At 54.8% G+C, this 20922-nt stretch carries 16 protein-coding genes and 1 pseudogene; 4 read left to right on the forward strand and 13 right to left on the reverse strand.

Annotation, left to right across the window (positions count from 1 at the left end; genetic code table 11):
* Positions 1–31: 31 nt before the first annotated feature.
* The 4 genes from WG934_RS05110 to WG934_RS05125 form a co-directional block, all read right to left on the reverse strand.
* Entirely contained in the window at positions 32–1018 is a 987-nt protein-coding gene (locus WG934_RS05110) for an ABC transporter permease (RefSeq protein WP_339978206.1), read from the reverse strand.
* Positions 1019–1131: 113 nt separating this feature from the next.
* Complete coding sequence (locus WG934_RS05115) at positions 1132–2127, reverse strand: siderophore ABC transporter substrate-binding protein (protein ID WP_339978207.1); 996 nt, start codon at positions 2125–2127, stop codon at positions 1132–1134.
* Between the two features lie 326 nt (positions 2128–2453).
* Complete coding sequence (locus tag WG934_RS05120) at positions 2454–3965, reverse strand: DUF1846 domain-containing protein (protein ID WP_339988968.1); 1512 nt, start codon at positions 3963–3965, stop codon at positions 2454–2456.
* Between the two features lie 42 nt (positions 3966–4007).
* Positions 4008–4898, reverse strand: a complete 891-nt coding sequence (locus WG934_RS05125) for a siderophore-interacting protein (RefSeq protein ID WP_339988969.1) — start codon at positions 4896–4898, stop codon at positions 4008–4010.
* Positions 4899–5049: 151 nt separating this feature from the next.
* Between WG934_RS05125 and WG934_RS05130 the strand changes: the two genes are divergently transcribed.
* Entirely contained in the window at positions 5050–7110 is a 2061-nt protein-coding gene (locus WG934_RS05130; protein WP_339988971.1) for a neutral/alkaline non-lysosomal ceramidase N-terminal domain-containing protein, read from the forward strand.
* A gap of 167 nt (positions 7111–7277) precedes the next feature.
* A complete protein-coding gene (locus tag WG934_RS05135; protein WP_339988973.1) occupies positions 7278–8438 on the forward strand; it encodes a hypothetical protein in 1161 nt (386 codons plus the stop codon).
* A 150-nt stretch (positions 8439–8588) separates the two neighbouring features.
* On the opposite strand, the gene WG934_RS05140 is transcribed toward WG934_RS05135, so the two are convergent.
* Together WG934_RS05140 and WG934_RS05145 are read right to left on the reverse strand one after the other, a co-directional pair.
* Entirely contained in the window at positions 8589–9113 is a 525-nt protein-coding gene (locus WG934_RS05140; protein WP_339978217.1) for a carboxymuconolactone decarboxylase family protein, read from the reverse strand.
* A gap of 5 nt (positions 9114–9118) precedes the next feature.
* Positions 9119–9715: a peroxiredoxin gene (locus tag WG934_RS05145; RefSeq protein WP_339978219.1), complete on the reverse strand. Its 597-nt coding sequence runs from the start codon at positions 9713–9715 to the stop codon at positions 9119–9121.
* A gap of 111 nt (positions 9716–9826) precedes the next feature.
* Here WG934_RS05145 and WG934_RS05150 point away from each other — a divergent pair, with 111 nt between their 5' ends.
* Positions 9827–10843, forward strand: coding sequence for a hydrogen peroxide-inducible genes activator (locus tag WG934_RS05150; RefSeq protein ID WP_339978221.1), 1017 nt, complete (start codon positions 9827–9829; stop codon positions 10841–10843).
* A gap of 35 nt (positions 10844–10878) precedes the next feature.
* Here the strand turns inward: WG934_RS05150 and WG934_RS05155 are convergent, their stop codons facing one another.
* Positions 10879–13359 carry a DEAD/DEAH box helicase gene (locus WG934_RS05155; RefSeq protein WP_339989258.1) on the reverse strand — a complete coding sequence of 827 codons (2481 nt, stop codon included), beginning with the start codon at positions 13357–13359 and terminating at the stop codon, positions 10879–10881.
* Positions 13360–13841: 482 nt separating this feature from the next.
* A pseudogene (locus WG934_RS05160) lies at positions 13842–14762 on the reverse strand (PAC2 family protein); the annotation flags it as partial.
* Positions 14763–15045: 283 nt separating this feature from the next.
* Here WG934_RS05160 and WG934_RS05165 point away from each other — a divergent pair.
* On the forward strand, positions 15046–16143 hold the full coding sequence (locus WG934_RS05165; RefSeq protein ID WP_339988977.1) for a DUF4192 domain-containing protein: 1098 nt from the start codon (positions 15046–15048) through the stop codon (positions 16141–16143).
* A 29-nt stretch (positions 16144–16172) separates the two neighbouring features.
* Here WG934_RS05165 and WG934_RS05170 read toward each other — a convergent pair whose 3' ends face one another.
* The 5 genes from WG934_RS05170 to WG934_RS05190 all read right to left on the reverse strand — a co-directional run bounded on the left by WG934_RS05170 (position 16173) and on the right by WG934_RS05190 (position 20883).
* Positions 16173–16856 (reverse strand): metal-dependent transcriptional regulator, encoded by a 684-nt coding sequence (locus WG934_RS05170; RefSeq protein ID WP_339978226.1) that lies wholly within the window; start codon positions 16854–16856, stop codon positions 16173–16175.
* Positions 16857–17177: 321 nt separating this feature from the next.
* Entirely contained in the window at positions 17178–18173 is a 996-nt protein-coding gene (locus WG934_RS05175) for a sigma-70 family RNA polymerase sigma factor (protein WP_339978228.1), read from the reverse strand.
* A gap of 152 nt (positions 18174–18325) precedes the next feature.
* A complete protein-coding gene (gene dtd / locus WG934_RS05180) occupies positions 18326–18760 on the reverse strand; it encodes a D-aminoacyl-tRNA deacylase (protein ID WP_339978230.1) in 435 nt (144 codons plus the stop codon).
* The gene (locus WG934_RS05185; protein WP_339988978.1) at positions 18760–20361 is read right to left on the reverse strand and encodes a DUF7782 domain-containing protein; all 1602 of its coding nucleotides are present in this window, start codon (positions 20359–20361) and stop codon (positions 18760–18762) included. Before WG934_RS05185 ends, dtd begins: the two co-directional genes overlap by 1 nt.
* Entirely contained in the window at positions 20362–20883 is a 522-nt protein-coding gene (locus WG934_RS05190) for a DUF3099 domain-containing protein (protein WP_339978234.1), read from the reverse strand.
* Between the last annotated feature and the right edge of the window lie 39 nt (positions 20884–20922).

Below are 20922 nucleotides of genomic sequence, written 5' to 3' on the forward strand. Positions count from 1 at the left end.
CAACGGTGTCTCTGGGGTGGTGCGGGTGTCATTAACCATTGCTTCGCTGCCTCACAATCAATGTCACAAATACGATTGCACCGATTACACCCAAGACCACCGAAACGGGGATTTCGAAAGGTGCAATGACGATTCGACTGATGATGTCGCAGGCCGTCACCACGCCGATACCCGTGAGGCATACCCACGGGAGGTTGCTGCGCAGGTCGTCGCCACGAATCATGGACACGATGTTCGGCACGATAAGGCCGAGGAACGGCAGATTGCCGACGACAACCGTCACGACACCTGTAGCGATGGCAATCAAACCGGTGCCCATGAGAAGGAGCCGCTGGTAATTCAGTCCAACATTGGTAGCAATGTCCTCACCGAGGCCGGCCACTGTGAGCCGATCTGCATAGAAGAAGACCGCAACGACTACTAACAGCACAACCCACAGGATCTCGTACTGGCCTTTGTACACAGAGGTAAAACTGCCAGCGAACCAGATGCCCAGACTTTGGAGCATGTCGGTTTGTAGAGCGAAAAAGGTCGAAACAGAGCTGACGACGGCACCCAGCATGATGCCGATAATCGGGACGATCAATGAGGACCGTAGGGAAACCCGTCGCAGGAACATGAAGAACACCATGGTTCCGATGAAGGAAAACAGCACCGAGCCCATCATTCGTTGAGAGATGGTTGCAGATGGAATGAGAACCATGGTGGCCAGCAAACCGAGGCCTGCCCACTCTGTGGTGCCCGTCGTTGTCGGTGACACGAAGCGGTTTTGCGTGAGCATCTGCATGACAAGTCCCGACATCGCCATGGCTGCACCAGCGAGGATGAGTGCGACTGTGCGTGGCACGCGCGTAATCGCAAACATTTCGCCACCGTCATCGGTGCCAAAGATGTCGTACTGGCCTGTCAGTAGAGATACGGCCAATAGTGCTGAAACAACGACGAGGCCCGCGATCAGCTTCCAATCGAAGAGACGGGAACGCGTGACCGCGGGTCGGACGTGGAGGAGGTCAGACACAGTAAGTGTTTTCCAATCAAACTAAGCAACGGAAACCGTCGGGCGAGGGGGCTGGTGCCGTGCGGTTTCCGTGAGCTGCCTATTGTGCGAGAAAGACTCGCAGGGAGTCGCTGCTACTTTGCGCTTTCGAAAGCATCTGCCATCGAGTTAAGAATCTCGGTGTACGTGATGATGTTTTCGTTGGTGTAGGTGTCCTCTGGCGCGTAGACAACGTGGGAATCCTTGATAGCCGACACGTTCTTCAGCGCTTCGTTGCCTTCAATAACATCCTTGGCTGGCTTGTATTCAGCCTCGTTGCGGGTGTTGGTGCCAGCATCGCGGTCGAGGATCAGGACCCAGTCTGGGTTGGACTTTGCGATGGTCTCAACGCTGACATCGTCACCTTCGTGGTTGTCGGATGCATTCTCAACTTTGAGAGCCGGGGTCATTCCAATGAGGTCGAAGAGGGGACCATAGGTACGTCCGACACTCGGTGCGATGTAACCAATCTCGCCACCGGAAACGTTGATAGCCATGACCTTCTTCGAAGGGTCGTATGCCTTCTTGGCGCGCTCGAGAGCCTTGTCAAAGTCCTCGATGAGCTTGGTTGCTTCCTCCTCCTTGCCGAAAGTGGTGCCGAGCAGCTCAGTCTGGCGCTTGATCTCCTCGTCGAAAGGCTTGTCTTCTCGCGGTTCGAATTCCACAACTGCAGCCTGTGGGTTCAGCTTCTTGATGTCTTCGTACTGCTTGGCAAAGCGCTGACCATTGACAACGAGATCTGGCTGTGCTGCAACCAGTGCTTCAAGGTTTGGCTCCTTGTGGGTGCCCATATCTGCGATGCTGTCGTCGTTCTTGTAGCTGTCAACCGTGAAAGGAATCAAAGCCTTTGGTGCAGCGACCAATGGGATTTCCCACTGGGAGAGAATTTCAAACGAACGGTTGTCAGTGACTGCAACTTTCTCAGCGTTTGCTGGAACGTTTTGCGTGCCGTGGTTGTCCTCAACACTGATGGTGTCACCGTTTGCCTGTGCTTCCTTGTCGCCCTCTGCTCCGCCAGCGTTGGAGCAGCCGGTCAGCGCAAGACCGAGAGCGGTGGCGGTAGCAAGAAGCTTGATTCGAGTGTTCGCCATGATGTCCTTTTTGATAGTGCCAATTCTTGATAGCCCCCACTAACCCAACTTTGTAGGTCAGCTTTAGGTAACAATGAAGTTAACACATGTAGGGTTCGGTAAGTCAAACCTTACCTAGTGACGTAAGGCGCAATCTCGCCGTTGGCATAGATGGGCCACTCTGATCTGATCGGAAGTTTAGTTGAACTAGCAGCAATTATGTTGGTGGTAGTTCGCGGCCAGACGTTGAGCTGAAAAGCAAAAGGAGAGGGGTCGCACCATACAACTGGTGTAACCCCTCCGTGAAAAACTGTGACTCGACGCACGATGCATCATGCATGTGACGCTTATCGTTTCCGGTACAAAGTCTTTCGTTGATACTTCGGCTCACTTGTGACGAGCACTCCCAAATTGCGGAAGATGCCTTCGTCGACAGAACCGAGAATGGTTGTCGTATGAACATTGCAGTTGCGCAGATTCTTCAGCTCGGCAAGTGCGCGTTTCGCTTCGTCGTTAGACCCAGCGGATACGGACAGCGCAATGAGGACCTCATCTGTGTGTAGGCGTGGGTTGCGGCTGCCCAAATGGACGGTCTTCAGTGTTTGGATCGGCTCAATTGATGCTGGTGACAGCAAATGCAGCTTTGGGTCAATGTCGGCGAGGTACTTCAATGCATTCAGAAGCATCGCTGCCGAACAACCCAGCAGTGCGGATGTCTTACCGGTAATAATCGTGCCATCAGCCAGCTCGATGGCAGAACCTGGTGCGCCGGTTGCCTCTTCCACATCTAGGGCCGGCTTGACGACGCGCCGGTGCTGGGCCTTCGTTCCCGCCTTGGTCATGACCATCGCGATTCGACTTGAGACGGTGTCATCGAGCTCGTCGCGGTGTTCTTCGACGAGAGCCTTGTAATAGCGGCGAATGATCTCTTGGCGACTTGCTTCCTTGCAGACATCGTCGTCGGAAATGCAGTAGCCAGCCATATTGACACCCATGTCAGTTGGCGACTGGTATGGCGATGAGCCATCCAACTTTTCGAGGAGTCCCTTCAAAAGCGGGAACACCTCGACATCCCTGTTGTAGCTGGTTGCCTGGGTGTTGTACGCAGCCAGGTGAAACGGATCGATGAGGTTGATGTCGTCCAGGTCGGCCGTGGCGGCTTCGTAGGCGAGATTAACCGGATGCTCAAGAGGCAGATTCCAGATTGGAAAGGTCTCAAACTTCGCGTATCCGGCAGGAACGCCACGACGGAACTCGTGGTAGATCTGCGACAGGCAGGTGGCCAGCTTGCCAGACCCGGGACCCGGTGCAGTCACAACGATGAGATCACGGGTTGTCTCAGCGAACTCATTCATGCCGAAACCCTGGTCTGACACGATGGTTTCCACGTCGGTCGGGTAGCCAGGGATGACTCGATGGCGTGTGACCTTCAGCCCCAACCGCTGGAGGCGATCGATGAACGCAATTGCCACATGGTTGTCATCAGTGAGCTGCGTGACGACGACGTGTTCAACCAAAAAACCACGTTCACGGAATACGTCGATGAGGCGAAGGGCATCGTCTTCGTAAGGGATATTGAGGTCTGCGCGCACTTTCTGGCGCTCAAGATCCTTGGCGTTGAGGCACACGATGATCTCGAGCTCGTCGCGTAGTCGGTCTAGCATCGCGATCTTGTTGTCTGGGGTGAATCCAGGGAGGACGCGGGATGCATGGAGATCGTCGAAAAGCTTGCCACCCATTTCGAGGTAGAGCTTGCCGTTTGATCCTCGTTCGCCACCGATAGCTTCTCGCCGCTCCTTGATGTGAGCGGATTGCATGTCAATGTACTTTTGATGGTCAAAACCAATAGGGTGCTGCAAATTTGGCCTTTCCCAGAGGGACGGATCCTGACTAATGGGAGTCTAGACCTTTTCTGTTCTCGAGTTATCTTCTGCTGCTTCAAGCGTGGCGTTGAAACTCTTCTTGGTGGCTTGCCATTCTGACTCGGTCATGCCGAGGCGCCAGTATCCAGAGATGGAAACATCTGACTTTGCGACGTCGTTGTCAATGAAAAGAAACCTGCGGACATCCTTAATCATTTCGGCAACGCCATGGACGAACCATGCGGTTCGCTGAGCTGGAATGCCATTACTGCGGAGGACATCTGAGAGTTGCGAACCTGGTCTCGATGAGCCACGAGTAATCCAGTGCAGATTGACCCCTTCGCGAGTAGGGAAATCGAAGGTTGATTGGGGACTAGCGACTTCTAGATACACATCGGCGGTTGCTGTGGCGGGTAGCATCTCGACGGCCGTCATCATTGCAGGTGCTGCTGTTTCATCGCCAGCAAGAATGAAGTGTTCATAGTCATCGGTAGGGTGCCAAGCTCCACCGGGGCCGAGGAAAGCGATGGTATCGCCGGGTTCGACATTACGGGCCCACGTGCTTGCTAGGCCTCCGTTATCGGAGTCATCACCATGGAGTACAAAGTCCAAGGCAAAGGAGCCTGTGTGGCTATTGACTGAATGCACTGTGTATGTGCGTGTCAGAGGCCATTGTTCACGGGGAAGTTCTTGTCGGATCTCACTCACTGAAAATGGCCAGGTATACGTCGCTTCTGCTGGCGGAAACGCGAGCTTAATGTAGTGGTCGGAATGTGGCAGGTGTAGTTCTTGGAGGGCCTCGCAGTGCAGGTAAACCCTTAATAGTTCAGGTGAAAGGCCTCGCTTGTCGACGACAGTTGCTAGGTGAGTTGGACGACTCTTTTGTGATGGTTTCATTTGAGGTAGACCGACTGTTGACTTCTTGTTCATGAGGAAAGCCTAGCCTTAATGATCCGGTTGACTCAATGTCTGAAATGAATGATGTAGAAATATTATTTTCAAAACGCAAAATTCCAAATGAATGTCGTTTAGTATCTGCGAATCGAGGGGCTCAACCGGCATAGATAGGAACTAGTCCATCGTGGCACAAACATCACACTCAACCAGGACCATCAACCGACGCGCATTTCTCGGGGTAAGCGGCATTGCAGCAGCTGGGCTTGTCGTAGCTCCGGCGCTGGGGGCAGTACCGGCGGCGTATTCCGCGCCACCCGCGGATAGTGGGAAGTCTCAGATCACCATGAATGTGGGACGAGGAATGGCCGATATGACGGGCGAACCACTCGGGGCGGGTCTGAATGGTTATGCCGTGCTTTCACAGCAGGCATCAGGATTCCGACAGCGTCAATTCGCACGTGCCTTCATCTTTGAGGGTGACAACGGTGAGCGGGTTGTACATGTCACAGCAGATATGGGGCTGATGTTCCAGTCCATCCAGATGGAAGTGCTCCGCCGGCTGGCAGCAACTTATGGGGATCTCTATCACGAAGGCAACGTATTAATCGGTGCCTCTCATACGCACGTTGCACCGGGCGGGACCTCCGGTCACTTGATGGTTGACCTGACGACACTTGGATTCCGGCCGGTCACATTCGAGGCCTATGTAAAGGGGATTGTGCTTGCCATCGACCGTGCGCACACGGATCTCCAGCCGTCGAACATCTCCTTCACCCGAGCAGACGTTGACGATGCGGGTGTAAACCGCTCGAAGAAGAGCTTTGACCTCAACCCAGATGCCGAGAAGGCCTTGTTCCCGGACGGCGTGGATAGGGAAGCAGCCACCTTGCACGTCCATCGCAATGGGCAAGGCGTGGGGTTCATCAATTGGTATGGCATCCACCCAACGACGTTCGGCCCAGAACACACAATCGTGTCGGGAGACAATAAGGGGTACGCTGCCTGGCTTGTTGAACATCGAGCTGGGGTAGACCATATGACCCCAGCAGACGCGCCGTTCGTGGCTGCATTTGCAATGTCCACTCCGGGAGACGTCAGCCCAAATCATGGTCTTATCCCAGACTCTGGCCCACATCCGGGCAATCAGTATGAATCGGCACGGGAACTCGGTCGTCGACAAGTAGAAGGCATCAAAGGTCGAGCGATTGACATCCACAGCACCGACGTAGACATGCGTTGGCAGTGGGTCGATATGGCAAACGTCGAAGTGGCAGCTGAATTCACTCCAGACCATAAGCCAGGAAAGACGGGCCCAGCGATTCTCGGTGCTGCCTTCGCCGCATCAAGTCAGGAAGACGGCGGTGGCGAACCGATGCTCGGCTTCAACGAGGGCGAACGGGGTGGTACGCGATGGGTCGATGCTGTCAACCAAGTGGTAGTGCCACCACACGCTGCCGATATCCACAGCCCAAAAGAAATGCTTTTACCTGTGGGATATGTACCGGGCCTGCTGCAACAAAAGCATATCTTCCATGTACATCGAATCGGCGGACTTACCATCGCTTCACTCGCCTTCGAACCTACGACAATGTCTGGCTACCGAATGCGCCGTCTCGTCGCCGATACGCTCGAAGTACCCATTGAGACAGTTATCGTTCAGGGATATGTCTCCGGCTATGGCCACTACATCACGACCCCCGAAGAATACGATGGTCAAGACTACGAAGGTGGTGCAACCGCTTTTGGGCGCCTCACCTTGCCTGCGGCGCAACAAACGTTCCACCACTTGACGACGGCATTGCACGCAGGCATCCCCGTCAACTCAGGGGAAGCTGCCGGTGATCTCACTGGCATTATCCCGCCAGCGCCAACCGGAAATCCGACGGTCGACCTCACTCCATTAGGGCAAGACTTTGGAGCAGTCGTCGAAAAGCCGGAATCACCAGTATCGATGGGAACAGCAGCTGCAATCACGTTTGTTGGCGCGAACCCGAACAGTGATCTGCGACATGAAAAGGGCTTCCTCGCGGTACGAGATAGTGCTGGCGTAGTCGTCGCGGATGACTGCCATGAGAACACTGTCATCGAATTTGCGAAGAACGGTGCGGTCACGATGACGACGATCACGTGGATTCCAGAAGGCGTCGCGCCGGGCATCTACACCGTGGAATTCCACGGATCCTCCCGAGGTGCGAACGGGGCACTGACCCCATTCACAGGTTCCGCAGAAGTCGAAGTCCGCTAGGGCTGGCACCGCAAATCAGGGACATTAGAAATTGTGGAGCCCTTGATAGTGCGGACCTCAACTAACACGTGCAATATTGACAGTGGACGTTAATTTTGCCGTTCAACGCATTGCGCACTTCCTATCAAAGCATGCGATGCGCTGGAAATACGAGGAGAAGCAACATCATGGCTGATGACAACCGCGGATACGATCCGTTCGGTGATGCCCCGTTCAATCCTGAGGAGTCTGGAAACACCAACCCGCAGAATCAGGGGAACACCAACCCGCAGAATCAGGATTACACTGGCCAGAGCGGCTACGGTCAGGGCGGATATAGCCAGGGCGGCTACAGTCAGAGTGGCCAAAACCAAGGCGGATATAGCCAGGGTGGATACGGCCAGGGCAGCTACACGGAAGGTCCTGGTTACCAGGGCTATAACCCTGGCTATGCTGCAGGTGCAGGGTATCCGCAAGGTGGAATGAATCAAACTATGAATCCTGGCGAAGGTGTCAAGCAGCCAGGAGGTGATCAGCCACCGCAGATCCCAGTGATGTCTGGCGAGACACCGTTTTCGATCACAGAAAGCATTGGAGTCGGATTCAAGCGGATGAACGCGAATGTTGGCACGTGGCTGGGAATCACCCTAGTTTTCATCGCTGTGATTTTGCTTCTGGTCGGCGCTATGGTGGCTACCATCTTTGCCACTATGCCAATGGATCCTGCCACCGACACACCCGCAATGTCTCCTACCGGTGAGGACCTTGGGGTGATGATGAGCTCGATCAGTATCTTCTACTTGCTGCTGTTCGTCTTCAGTTTCTTCATCAACATCTTTTTCTACCGTGGCGCATTCGAGGAAGTGGATGGTCGACCTGCGTCGTTCAAGTCCTTCTTCAAGGTAAACCGGTGGGGTTCACTGATCGGCGTCTATATTCTGACTGGAGTCGTTTCCTTCGTCGGAATGCTGCCAGGGCTTGCTCTGATTGCAATTGGCGGAATCATGATGGGGGAGAATGGCTCGACTCCAGGAGTCATTCTCTTGATTCTCGGTTATGTCATCATGATCGCTCTCGCGATTGTGATTTCCACAATCACCACGTTTATGCCACTCCTGGTCATGGACGGTCGTTCTTCGGTCATGGGTTCTCCTGCAGTGGCATGGAAGATCGTCAAACCAAAGTTCTTCCAAGTCCTTATTGCTCTCATCCTTATCAGCATCGTGTCTGGAATCGGTGCACTCGCGCTGTACATTGGCTTGATCTACACCGTGCCAATTGGCTTGATTGCAACAGTTCACCTGTACCGCCAGCTGATTGGTGGACGTCGCCCAGTGCCAATGCCGTAGCATTCCATTCTTTCAGCGGAAGTTGCTAGGTAACGGCCGTCGCAAAGCAAAGATCCGCTGCAAAGCAAAAGAGCTCGTGATCCGGACTGACCGGACACGAGCTCTTCCTTTGAATGGCAAAGTCACCGAAGTGACGTGCCAGGAAAGTGTTTAGCGAGTCTCTTCGCTAAAGATTGCCTGTGCAACACCCTCGATGGTTGCAGCGATCTTAACAGCTTCCCAGACTTGCTCCTTGGTGAGACCCTCTTCGCGAACGACCTTGTCGTGTGCGACGGTGCACTGCTCACAGCCATTGATGGTCGAAACAGCGAGGGACCACAACTCGAAGTCAGCCTTTTCGACGCCAGGCTTCGCGATGATGTTCATGCGTAGACCGAACTTCACCTGGGCGAAGTCGTCGCCGAGCCAGTGCTTTGCACGGTAAGCAACGTTGTTCATGCCCATGATCGACGCAGCGCCGAGAGCGGCTTCAAATGCCTCGTCGGAAAGGTGAGACTTAGCCTCATCTGCGACCTCCGAGAACACAGTGGCGTTCTTGGTGGCTGCAGCGGATGCGACCAGTGCGCCCCACAGCTGCTGCTCGTTGAGCTCGGTGGATCGGGTCAGCGAACCGAGGTTCAGCTTCAGATCCTTTGCGTACTCTGGGAGACCAGAGCGAAGGTTATCAATGCTCATATTATTTACTTCAGCTCCTGCTTCAGAACGTCCATCTTGTCGATGACCTTGGTTGGGTCATTCTTCTGCCAGTTGCAAGCACAAACTTCCTCGGACTGCAGAGCGTCGAGAACACGCAGAACCTCGTCAACGTTACGGCCAACAGCGTCTGGGGTAACGGAAACGAACTGGATGATGCCATCTGGGTCGATGATGAAGGTTGCACGGTCTGCAACACCGTCTGCATTCTCGACACCCAGTGCGCGCATCAGATCGTGGCGAACGTCAGCGAACATTGGGTAAGGAACCTCAAGCAGCTCTGGGTGGGTTGCACGCCAGTTAAAGTGCGAGAACTCGTTGTCGCCAGAGCCACCGAGAACGACGGTGTCGCGATCCTCGAACTCGTCGTAGATCTTGCCGAATGCAGCGATCTCAGTTGGGCATACGAAGGTGAAGTCCTTCGGGTAGAAGAAAACAACCTTCCACTTGCCCTCGTAAGAGTTCTGGTCGACCTGCTCGAAGTAGTCTTCTGGAGCCTGTGCGTTAGCATCGCGCAGGTTGCCGCCCTTCAGAGCGGTGAGGGAAAACTCTGGAAACTTGTCGCCAACGGTAAGAATGGCCATGTGATCCTCCTGGAACATAAGTGCCGGTTATTCGGTCCGCCCTCAATTATGCCTATCAAAGTTCAGTCCGTCAAGAGGAAAACCTAAAAAGTGTTGTGTACAATGATAGGTATGCGTAATAGAGATTATCGCCCGACGCTGCCACAGCTGAGGGCATTCGTGGCTATCGCGGACACCGGTCACTTCGGTCAGGCAGCTCAACGCCTGGGTATTTCACAACCGTCCCTTTCTCAAGCATTGTCTACTCTCGAACAGGGTTTGGGCGTTCAACTTGTTGAACGGTCGACACGTCGAGTCCTGATTACCCCTCTCGGCCGTGGACTGATTCCATTGGCGCGTCAAGCATCGGAAATTGTCGATGACATCGTTGATAGGGCAGCAGGTCGTACTGACGACCTCTCCGGTCCGTTATCCATTGGTTTCATCCCCACCGTCGCGCCATATATTCTTCCGAACTTTTTGCGCACGGTAAGAGATGAACTGCCCGAATTGCAGCCTCGGATCCTAGAAGAGCAGACGAGCCACCTGGTCGACGCGCTGCGTTCTGGAGCCATTGATGCAGCTGTACTGGCACTGCCATGTGGTGTCACGTCTTTTGAAGAGGTCCCGCTCTACGAGGAGGAGTTCCATATCGTCGTGCCGGAAGGACACGAGTTGGCTGGTCGAGACGATGTCCCCCTTAGTGTTTTGAGCGAAATGGAACTACTTCTGCTGGACGATGGGCACTGTCTCCGTGACCAGGTACTTGATCTGTGCAGGTCAGTTGATGCGATGCAGGCATCTGCTACTGGTTTGGAGACAAGGGCCGCTTCTTTGTCGACAGTCGTGCAGTGCGTAGTTGGTGGTCTCGGCGAAACCTTGGTGCCGGAATCAGCGCTTGCAGTCGAAGCCCAGCGCCCTGGCTTGGCGACGGCTCGTTTCGAAGGTCCAACCCGACCGGGTCGTACCATCGCGTTGATCCACCGAGCGTCGTCTGTTCGCGGCGGTGAATTCAACCAGATTGCTGACATTGTCCGTCGCTCGTATGAAGCCGCGATCGGAAACAATACTGCGAACGAAACTATCTCCAACAACATTAGTGTGGACGTTGGTGGCGACTCCGACACCGCGGAGAAGGCTCACGCCTAGCAGTCTTCTTCAACCTGCAGCTCCACCCCAAAATTCTATCCAGATTGAACCTCTAGTTTACGCATCCTGACCTCGCCGTTTTCGTCTGAAGCGGCGAGGTCAATTTCTGCCACGAACCGCCATCCGTGGTCGCCTTCTGGATCCGCAATGATTTGAGTTGCAAGCCAAACACCGTTGGAGTCCGCCTGGGAAGTGTCCAGTACAAACATGTCGCCGCCGCGCGCGGCTCCGTCGATGCCGACATCGTCGTATTCGTCGAAGTAGTCGTCCATTGCAGTGGGCCAATCTGGGGCATCGTCCAGATACGCGTCCATCGCTGCGAGTTCTTTCTCCTTCTCGAAGGCAAACAGCTGGACATGCCGGAACATGAGATTTCGCACCATACGGGTGAAAGCACGCTTGTTGCCGGTGAGCGGACGATTCTCGTCATCGGCACCGAAGGCTGCCTCCGCGAGGGTCTTTTCATCCAGCGGCTTGTCGGGGTCTGCCATTTGAGCCCATTCGTCGACCAACGACGAGTCCACCTGGACAATGAGCTCCCCGAGCCACGTCACAATGTCATCGAGCTCTTCACTTGAAGCTTCCAGGGGCAGGGTATGGCGTAGGGTACGCCAAGCGTCCGTGAGATAGCGAAGTAAGACGCCTTCTGCGCGAGCAATCCCGAACTCGCTGATGACATCCGAAAACGTCATTCCCTCTTCAACCATCTGTCGCACGACAGACTTTGGTGAGAGCTCAAACTCCCGAACCCACGGGTGGCCTGCAGCATACGTCAGGTATGCGGCCTCCAACTCATCTGCAAGTGGTTGTGGCCACGTAATGTCTTCGACCAAGTTCATCCGTTCGGTGTAATCAACACCTTCGGCTTTGAGCGCAGCAATCTCTTCGCCTCGTGCCTTTTTCTGCTGCGCGATTAACAGTGGGCGCGGATCGTCCAAGATAGCTTCGAAGACGCTAATCACGTCAAGCGCGTAGGTATCGGATTCTTTGTCCAACAGTTCCAGCGCTGCGATAGCAAAAGGGGACAGTGGTTGGTTAAGAGCGAAGTCTCGCTGGAGTTCGACGGTGAGCTGTGGACGACCATCGTTGACTTCGACAATGCCTGCATTGACGAGTCCTCGGTAGAGCTCGATCGCCGTCAGAATTGCCTGATTCTGCTGGTGACGAGTGTCGTGGTTACCACGCAGAAGCTCCTTCATGTGCTGGAACGTATCGCCACCACGCGCAATGACGTTCAACAACATTCCATTGGACACCTGGAAACGGCTGGTCAATGGTTCAGGTGGTTGCACTACGATGCGGTCAAAGGTGGTTTCGGACCAAGTCACTTCGCCCTTGGGAGCAGCCTTTAGTCGAAGCTTCTTCAACTTTGCTTCATCTTGGCCTGCGCGCCGCCGCAGCTTCACATTCTCAATTTCATGCTCAGGGGCCTGCACAACAACCGTGCCTTCAGTGTCGTAGCCAGCGCGACCAGCACGTCCCGCAATCTGGTGGAACTCGCGCGATTTCAGTGTGCGCATCCGCGTGCCGTCAAACTTTGCCAGGCCAGTCAGCAGTACCGTACGGATTGGAACGTTGATGCCAACGCCCAATGTGTCTGTGCCACAGATCACTTTGAGTAAGCCAGTTTGAGACAGCTTCTCGACGAGTCGCCGATACTTCGGCAACATTCCTGCATGGTGAACACCAATGCCACGTCGCACCAGCTTGGACAGCACCTTGCCAAAAGTTGTGGTGAAACGGAAATCTCCGATTTCTTCGCGAATACGCTCTTTCTCTTCAGGCGTCACCAGTTTGAGGCTCGTCAGAGCCTGCGCACGCTCTACAGCTTCACGTTGGGAGAAATGAACCACGTAGATGGGCGCTTTACCCGATGAAAGCAGGTCATCAATAGTGTCGTGCACTGGCGAATAGACGTAATGGAAATCCAGTGGCACTGGTCGTGTGCTACCTGTGACGAGCTCGACATCACGACCGGTACGTCGTTTGAGATCCTCTTGGAACATCGAGACATCGCCCAAAGTGGCCGACATCAGCAGAAACTGGCATTTGTTCAGAATCAGTAGTGGAACCTGCCACGCCCAGCCTCGGTCGGGTTCGGCGTAGAAGTGAAACTCGTCCATGACGACTTGGTCAATTCGAGCATCTGCGCCATCCCGTAATGCAATGTTTGCGACAATCTCTGCGGTGGCACAAATGATTGGCGCCCCGCCGTTGACTGTGGCATCACCAGTCATCATTCCGACGTTCTCCGCGCCAAATACCTCGCACAATGCGAAGAACTTCTCACTCACCAAAGCTTTAATTGGGGCGGTGTAAAAGCTGCGCTGGCCGCGAGCAAGAGCCATGAAGTGAGCTGCAATTGCGACCATTGACTTGCCGGAACCCGTCGGAGTGGCCAAGATCACGTGATCTTGGCCAGCCAACGACAGCGTTGCTTCTTCTTGTGCCTCGTACAAACTGATGCCCTGGGACTTCGTCCATGAAATAAACGAGTCCGCAATGGCATCATCCATCAGCGACTCAGGTACATCTTCGAGATCACGAAGCAGCGAAACAAGCGGGGTCTTGGCGTTTTCTGACACGCCTCAACCCTAGCAACACCTGCGGATCGCGCTTAGAAGCGGAACCACGGCAGTCGTGGTCCTCGGCGTCCCTTCTTACGACGGTCTTCGTCCTCAGGATTCGACTCCTCGGCGTTCGCTGAATTCGGTGTAGTCTCCGCCGAATTGTCTAGATCAGTTGGCTCCGTTGTTGATCCGTCTGCAATGGTGTCGGAAGACGGCTCAGCAGAAGCAACGTTGGCGTCGGATTCGTCCTCATTGTCGAGCTCAGCGTCAACCTCAGACTTTGCGTCAACCTCTTCGAACGCGCGCTCCTCAGCCACGTGCTCGTCTGCTTCAAGGCGCTGAATCGCCTCCGCAATGCTCTCAACCACGTGCTCAGGGTTGGTTGGCTTGGCGACGTCGTCGTCAGGCTCCGAGGTCTGAGATAGCTGTGACGCAAGGAATTTCTCGAATTCTGCGCCCAATTCGTCAGCAGATGGAATATCGCCATTCGGGCCGATCAAGGGGTTTGATTCGAGTGTGCGACGTCGCTGCTCATCTTCGTCGTACTGCTGTTCAAGCATGCCAACGATGCGGATGACCTCCTGCGATTCGTCGATCTGTTGCGCAAGCATCTGTTCTACGTGCTTTGACTCAGACTCCAACGACGCTAGTGGGAAAGTGAGCCCACAAGCATCAGCGACAGCTTCCAAAAGGCGAAGTGCAGCAAGTGGGTACTCGCCGTGCGCGACATAATGTGGCACCTGAGCAGTAAATCCACATGAAGTGCGACCGCGGCGATTCATCTCGAGCTCCAAACGAAGGCTCGCTGCACCGGGGACTGTCACCTTCTGACCCCACGTGCGATGCTTGGCCAAGATCTCTCGATCATTGCCATGCGCGATCAAGCCCATCGGGCGAGTGTGCGGCACGGTCATTGGTGCGGAGTACAGCGAAATGGTCTTCGTCACGTTGAACTTTTCAGCTAACTCGACGACTGCAGACGAGAACGCATCCCACCGTAAGTCTGGTTCTGGGCCAGACAGGAGCAGGAAAGGGACCCCTTCGTTATCCTGTACAACCTGCAGCGACAACTGGAGATCGGTCATATCCGCAACTTCATCGCCAATCATCGTGACTGCCGGGCGGCGAGATCGATAATCAACGAGCTCGTCGTTATTGAATACGACGAGCGGACGATGCTCCAGTGAATCAAGCAAATGTGTCGCACTATTCGCCACAGCCAGACCGGCGTCAGCGTATCCCTGGAGAGCTACCACCAAAGTGAGACCGCCCTTGTCACCACCAACTTCTGGGACGGGGAACTGCATTTCGTACATGCCGTTTGCCGGCTGTTCATTCTTGCGTTCCATGGGCTACTCCCTTCCGTAATCCTGCAAAGACAGCACACTAGCTCTCTTTAATCGTTCGATTTTATATCACCTGCGAGTGATTGTTCGTAGAACCCTTTAGTGGACACAACGACAAATCACACACATGTATTCCACAACCAAAGATTCATCCACAGGTTCCGTGCTCAGCTCCTGCTCGAGCCATCGTTGTTGGTCAGGTCTTGGGAGACTGCTTCTCGACGGCGGCTCGTCGTCACGCACACGGTTCCAACAGAGGAATCGTGCGGAGAGATCTGGGGGAACCATGACACAAGCGTCGTTGCGAACGCTACCTTTCGATATCACTGATCCAATTGCATTTTTGACGAATATTCCAGGACTGATTGGTTACTATCCGGCAGGCGAGATTCTCGTTTTCGGATCGACGTGGGAAGTTGTCGCAGGCCCAGAATCGGTGACCGAACATTTGCGGCCAGGTCCGTTACTGGTACGACCGCTGTGTGGTGACGAATCGTTGGTCGATCATCTCATTGATGTCGCTGTCACGCTGAGTCGTGAAGGGCACAATCGGGTGGATATCTTTGTGGTTGAAGACGGATGGGGAGGGGCAATGGGGGTTGCTCCAGACAAGGAAACCCTCGACGATATCTTTCACCCGCATGACATTTCGGTCGCTGGCTACTACGGAGTTCAGGAGCTGTACCAGGGAGAACTCGTCACAGATCGCGATGGCAACGCCATTGGCGAAGTCGGTTCCGTGTCAGTGAGCCCGTCAGCATTGGAATACACCCGAGCAGGCGAAACTATTGCCCCGAGCATCGATGAGGTACTGGATCGGTTTGCTGAGGATACCGAGCCACGTCGTGAGCTCGCGGCACGCGCGTTGCAGCTTGCTCGGGCTGATGTCCGTCGCCCAACTCGGTTGCGATTGGGGAAGCATAATCAGACTCTTGCGGTCTTCTTCACCGAATGGCAAGAGCTTATCGACGAGATTCGTTCAGGCACTCGATCTCTCGATCAGGTATTTGACGATGAGGCAAGCCTGCGTGTGATTGCTCGTTGCCTCGACAATGTCATCTTGCGCGACATGACGCTGACTGCCTTGGCCGATGACACTGCGGATACAGCTCGGGACGTGTGGTTGCAGTGCGCCCGGGTGTTTGCTGGAACAGCCCGCGCGAATGCGTTGGCCTGCTATGCCTTGGATAGGTTTCACGCTGGCATGTCACTGATTGCACAGGCAGCGCTATTCGTCGCAATGGAAACTGACCCCGAACACTCCTTGACGAGGCTTCTCGAACAAGCACTGTTCGCGCACATCATGGGGGATGCACTGCAAACGATGGTGGAGACTGCAGAATCTGTTGTGGATTCGGTGTTCGACCACCGCGACGCAGCGTAAGAGCGAACGCGTGGTGGTTACTGTCGTGGTTACTTCTGAATCACCATGACAGCGTGCGACAGAATATCTGGGATGTCGAGGGAGTGACCACCACGGGACATGGTTACACGGCCGTGATGGACTTCAACCTCGGCATCGGCACCCGGCATGATGCCCGCAGTGTGCAGACGCTTCATGTATGTCGGTTCAACCTGCAGGATCTCGTTGATCTGGATGACCGTCACCGTGTAGGGGCCGCCGCTAGGTAATTCAGACAGGCGAACCTGATTCTCGATGGGCTGTGGAGACTTTGGGGCACCTAGGGTATCGAGTCCAGGGATGGGGTTGCCAAAAGGTGAGCGTGTGTAGTCGCCGAGCACCTTAAGGAGTCGCTCCTCAACCTCGTCACTCATGACATGTTCCCAGCGGCACGCTTCGTCGTGGACCTTGTCCCATTCCAGGCCAATGACCTCAGTCAACAAACATTCGGCAAGACGGTGCTTGCGCATGACCGCTGTTGCTAGGGCACGACCAGTGTCGGAAAGCTGCAGGCTGCGGTCAGGCGCGACGGTGAGCAAGCCATCTCGCTCCATGCGAGCAACCGTCTGGCTCACGGTAGGGCCAGACTGCTCGAGTCGTTCAGCAATACGGGCACGCAGCGGAACGATGCCTTCTTCTTCTAGCTCAAAGATGGTACGCAAGTACATCTCCGTGGTATCGACGAGATCCCTCACACTGTCCTCCGTGCTGTAATGAACTGAAAACTTGTGCCTACGCTTACCAACGCTTACCAAATGTGCGTTGGCATAGGAACATGAGACTGCGAGGCGCCTCAATGAATATTCAAAACTGAATACTCAACAAGAGAAGACGCGAAACAATCTGACAACTATCTATAGGGTAACCAAAAAGACCGCGGACTGCTGGTGACACCACATAACAGGTGCAACAGGTGCTGGGTACCACGGCCCATTCAACGAAAAATCCGGTTCGTGTGTTCCCAGAGGGAATAACTGAACCGGATGATCAGGCTAAGCGCGTAGTCAGGTGCGTTACTAGCGTGCGTACTCGCGGAGCTTGGCAGCGCGTTCACCGTCGCGCAGTTTTGCCATGACTTCACGTTCGATCTGTCGCACGCGCTCGCGCGATAGTCCGAAGTGGCGCCCAATCTGATCCAACGTGCGTGGCAAACCATCATCGAGACCGTATCGAAGCTTAATTACTTCCTGCTCGCGGATCTCCAGTGTGGACAGCACCTTACGGACATCGTGGTGGCGGAGCGAAGCCACAACAGCTTCCTCGGCATCCGTAGCCTCAGAGTCTTCGATGAAGTCACCCAAAGGTGCTTCTTCATCAGTACCGACTGGCATGTCCAAGCTCACTGGGTCACGGGACTGACGCAGCAACATTTCAATCTTTGCTTCTGGAATGCCCGATTCCTCTGCCAACTCATCATTTGTAGCCTCACGGCCAAGCTGCTGATACAGCTCACGCTTAATCCGCGAAATCTTGTTGACCTGCTCTACCAAGTGGACTGGAAGGCGAATAGTGCGGGACTGGTCTGCCATGCCACGAGTAATCGCTTGGCGAATCCACCACGTTGCGTACGTGGAGAACTTGAAGCCCTTGGTGTAGTCGAACTTTTCCATCGCGCGGATGAGACCAAGGTTGCCTTCTTGGATGAGATCAAGCAATGGCATCCCGCGACCGGTGTAGCGCTTAGCCAGCGATACGACCAAGCGGAGGTTTGCTTCCAGCAAGTGGGCGCGAGCTGCCTTGCCTTCCTTTGCAATGATCTTGACATCGCGCTTCATAGCCCGAGTCATCTTTGCACCAGAGTTCAGAAGGTGCTCTGCGTAAACACCAGCTTCAATTCGCTTTGAGAGCTCGACTTCTTCTTCTGCCGAGAGAAGAGCCGTCTTGCCGATACCGTTCAGATAGACACGAACCAAGTCTGCTGAAGGATTATTATTATTTCCGCTTCTGCGTCCACGATCTTTGGCGGGAGCCTGATCGCTTTGCTCGTCATTTCGGATATCGGCACTCGTCATGGAATTGAGCCTCCTAGATGTCGACGTTCACAATGTACAACGCGATCGCGCTCACATTTGTTCCCACTTATGAAAATTAGTTCAAGAACCGACAAAAAGCGACGGAAGTTAGTGCTTTGTTACCGGAAAGTTAGCCTTGCAGCAGTGAATCGCTAACACTCGACAAGCACAGTGAAAGGTCCATCGTTTACCGAAGCTACTTTCATCATTGCACCAAACGAACCAGTCGCAACTTGGATACCGCGGTTGCGTAGTCCCTCCACGATTTTGTCGACCACCGGTTCAGCAATGTCTCCAGGTGCTGCCTCCGTCCACGATGGACGGCGTCCCTTCTTCGTCGCACCCATCAACGTGAACTGACTTACGACGAGAACCGGGGCACCAGCATCCTCGACAGACGCTTCGCCGTCGAGAATGCGCAGTTCAGCGATCTTGCGGACCATCGTCTCCCAGGCCTCAGGGGCATCGTCGCGACCGACCCCAACGAGTGCGAGTAGGCCTCCAGTGTCAGGGCAATCGATAGCGCCGACGACTTCTCCATCAACGGTGACACTGGCTGAGGTCACACGAGTCAATACGGCTTTCACTAGTCGTCTCCTTCATTGGAAAGTAGGTCTGTTGGCAACACGATGCCATGGCGCATGAGATCAACAATGACAGGGACCATGCCCTCTTTGACTTCGTCAGCAAGGCTCTCGTCGATTGCTCCCAGCATGGCCATGACATCGATGGTGGTGGCTAGGGAAGCCTCGGGCATCAGCGCAGCGAGAACCCTGTGCACCGCCTCATCAATATCGTGACTCCAGCGGGGGCCATCTGTTCGTGTGACTCGCAGTGCTGCAGGCGTGAACCCTTGGCCGAATTCCAGATCCGTCACCGAGACATTCTCGATTGCGACTCCTGGGCGTACTGCAAAACCAGTCGTAAGAATGTCGTCAGCTGTCTTATCGCGCAGCCATTCCGCGCGGAGCAGGTATTCACGTGCCTCAGCAGCGAACGGTCCAGCGAGCGCCTGGGGCATTTCCTCACAAACAATTGACGACGGAGCGTCAATACGCTGCAAAGTGATGTATCCGAATCCGATGCCTGCCACACCACTCGTCGCGAAGTGAGTGAGCCAGTCTCGAGTCTTTGCTCGACCTTCATGGCTTCGTGGATCGATGGATTCGTCGCGAAGCCAGGTGCCGACGTAGGTGGCGGGGTCGACGAGATCGCGTTGCACGATCCATGCTTCGACCCCGTGATCAGGTAGCCATGACGCGATTCGTTGTTGCCACGATTCGCCGTCCACATGAGCCCAAGCCCCAAGAAGGTGAGCTGTTCCGCCGAGTGTCAAATGGTCTGCAACATTGGACAGAACGAGTTCCGTAGCGCCATCGAGGTTCAATCCGGAATCACGGTAGACAAGGTCGACTTTCGGCATGCCCACAACAAACGGTGGATTTGCGACGACACGGTCAAAAGTGCGCCAGGCCACTGGCTCGAACCAGGAACCCTCGATGACGTCAGCTTGTTTAAGGTTCGCGGCAGCGAGCGTAGCGCGAGCGAAGAGATTCGCGCGTGGATGAATATCTGTGACCGTAATTGAGGACGCCTCAGGTTGTCCGAGAGCCTGCACGCCACAACCGCCACCGAGGTCGAGAACCGAGCCGACTGGATCAGACGGAGTGATGTCTAGCAGAGAACGAGAGGCGCGACCAACGCCCAACACATGATTAGGGCCCGGCACGATGTCTCGCATGGACGCATCGCGGTCAGAAAACACAATGCGTTCGATGTCATTGATAACCACCGGGCGGATATCGATGGTTGCGTAGTAGTCGTAGGCATCGTCGGCACGGAGAACACCACATGATGCGCACGCTGAAAGAAGTTCGGCATCGAGTGCGGAAGTCAGATCAGCGGGATCACCAATGATAAGCGCACGAACAAGTGAAATTAGCGGAGCCGCGACAGTGGAGTTTGCAGCGACATCGAGCGTAAGGCTGATTGCTTCAGGTTCGCCACGGTCGAGAGCAGCCATTCCCTCGGTGCCGAGCAAAGCCTCGATGCCGGCGACTGAGTAATCGTGAGAACGAAGGGCTTCAGCCAGAGCAGCAGCGTGATCAAGGAACGAATGAAGCTGCTCATCACTGGGTGCGACATGGGGTGGACGTGCAGGCGACGGAGTTAAGGCAGGTGGAGTCATCTAATCCAAATCTTCGGGCATGTCGATTACGACAGGCTCAGTGGTACGGGTGTCATCAGGTGCATCGTTAGGGGAGGTCGGCGAAGCATCATCGTCTGGCGGTGTGCTGTCGTTGTCGTGCACCTCGCCATCGTCGTGAGAAATCACCGTAGGCAGAGCACGTTGCTTGCTCTTTTCATCGTGAAGGGCAACCTGTTGTCTTTCCCATTCGCGCTGCTCTTGCCTTGCTACGCCGGGTTTGTATACGCGTGGAGCGCGCTTGTCCTCCGGCTCACCAACACCGTTGGCGATGACAACGGCGATCCACGGCATCGGAACGGAAACAACCAGCAGGATTGCGGCCAGCCACTTCAAATCGGTCCACATAATGACGGCACCGCAGGCAAGCAGCAGCGGAATACGGGACCATTGCAAGACCGCGTAGGTGTGTCGTCGGTAGTTGTAGTTGCGAATTCTCGAACTGCTGGCGTCGGTAATAAGAGCGACGTCCCGCTTTCGTTTGATTCCTCGCAATGTGGCCATGTCTTGACAATACGCCCAGGGCTATTCTCTGTGCATGTT

It is taken from the genome of Corynebacterium sp. H78 (assembly GCF_037572275.1).
GTDB lineage: Bacteria > Actinomycetota > Actinomycetes > Mycobacteriales > Mycobacteriaceae > Corynebacterium.

Coding starts and splice junctions, on each gene's coding strand:
- WG934_RS05165 (WP_339988977.1), top strand. CDS start 15,046: ATGACACAAGCGTCGTTGCGAACGCTACCTTTCGATATCACTGATCCA.
- WG934_RS05175 (WP_339978228.1), bottom strand. CDS start 18,173: ATGACGAGTGCCGATATCCGAAATGACGAGCAAAGCGATCAGGCTCCC.
- WG934_RS05155 (WP_339989258.1), bottom strand. CDS start 13,359: ATGGATGATGCCATTGCGGACTCGTTTATTTCATGGACGAAGTCCCAG.
- WG934_RS05135 (WP_339988973.1), top strand. CDS start 7,278: ATGGCTGATGACAACCGCGGATACGATCCGTTCGGTGATGCCCCGTTC.
- WG934_RS05125 (WP_339988969.1), bottom strand. CDS start 4,898: ATGAACAAGAAGTCAACAGTCGGTCTACCTCAAATGAAACCATCACAA.
- WG934_RS05190 (WP_339978234.1), bottom strand. CDS start 20,883: ATGGCCACATTGCGAGGAATCAAACGAAAGCGGGACGTCGCTCTTATT.
- WG934_RS05145 (WP_339978219.1), bottom strand. CDS start 9,715: ATGGCCATTCTTACCGTTGGCGACAAGTTTCCAGAGTTTTCCCTCACC.
- WG934_RS05115 (WP_339978207.1), bottom strand. CDS start 2,127: ATGGCGAACACTCGAATCAAGCTTCTTGCTACCGCCACCGCTCTCGGT.
- WG934_RS05150 (WP_339978221.1), top strand. CDS start 9,827: ATGCGTAATAGAGATTATCGCCCGACGCTGCCACAGCTGAGGGCATTC.
- WG934_RS05185 (WP_339988978.1), bottom strand. CDS start 20,361: ATGACTCCACCTGCCTTAACTCCGTCGCCTGCACGTCCACCCCATGTC.
- WG934_RS05140 (WP_339978217.1), bottom strand. CDS start 9,113: ATGAGCATTGATAACCTTCGCTCTGGTCTCCCAGAGTACGCAAAGGAT.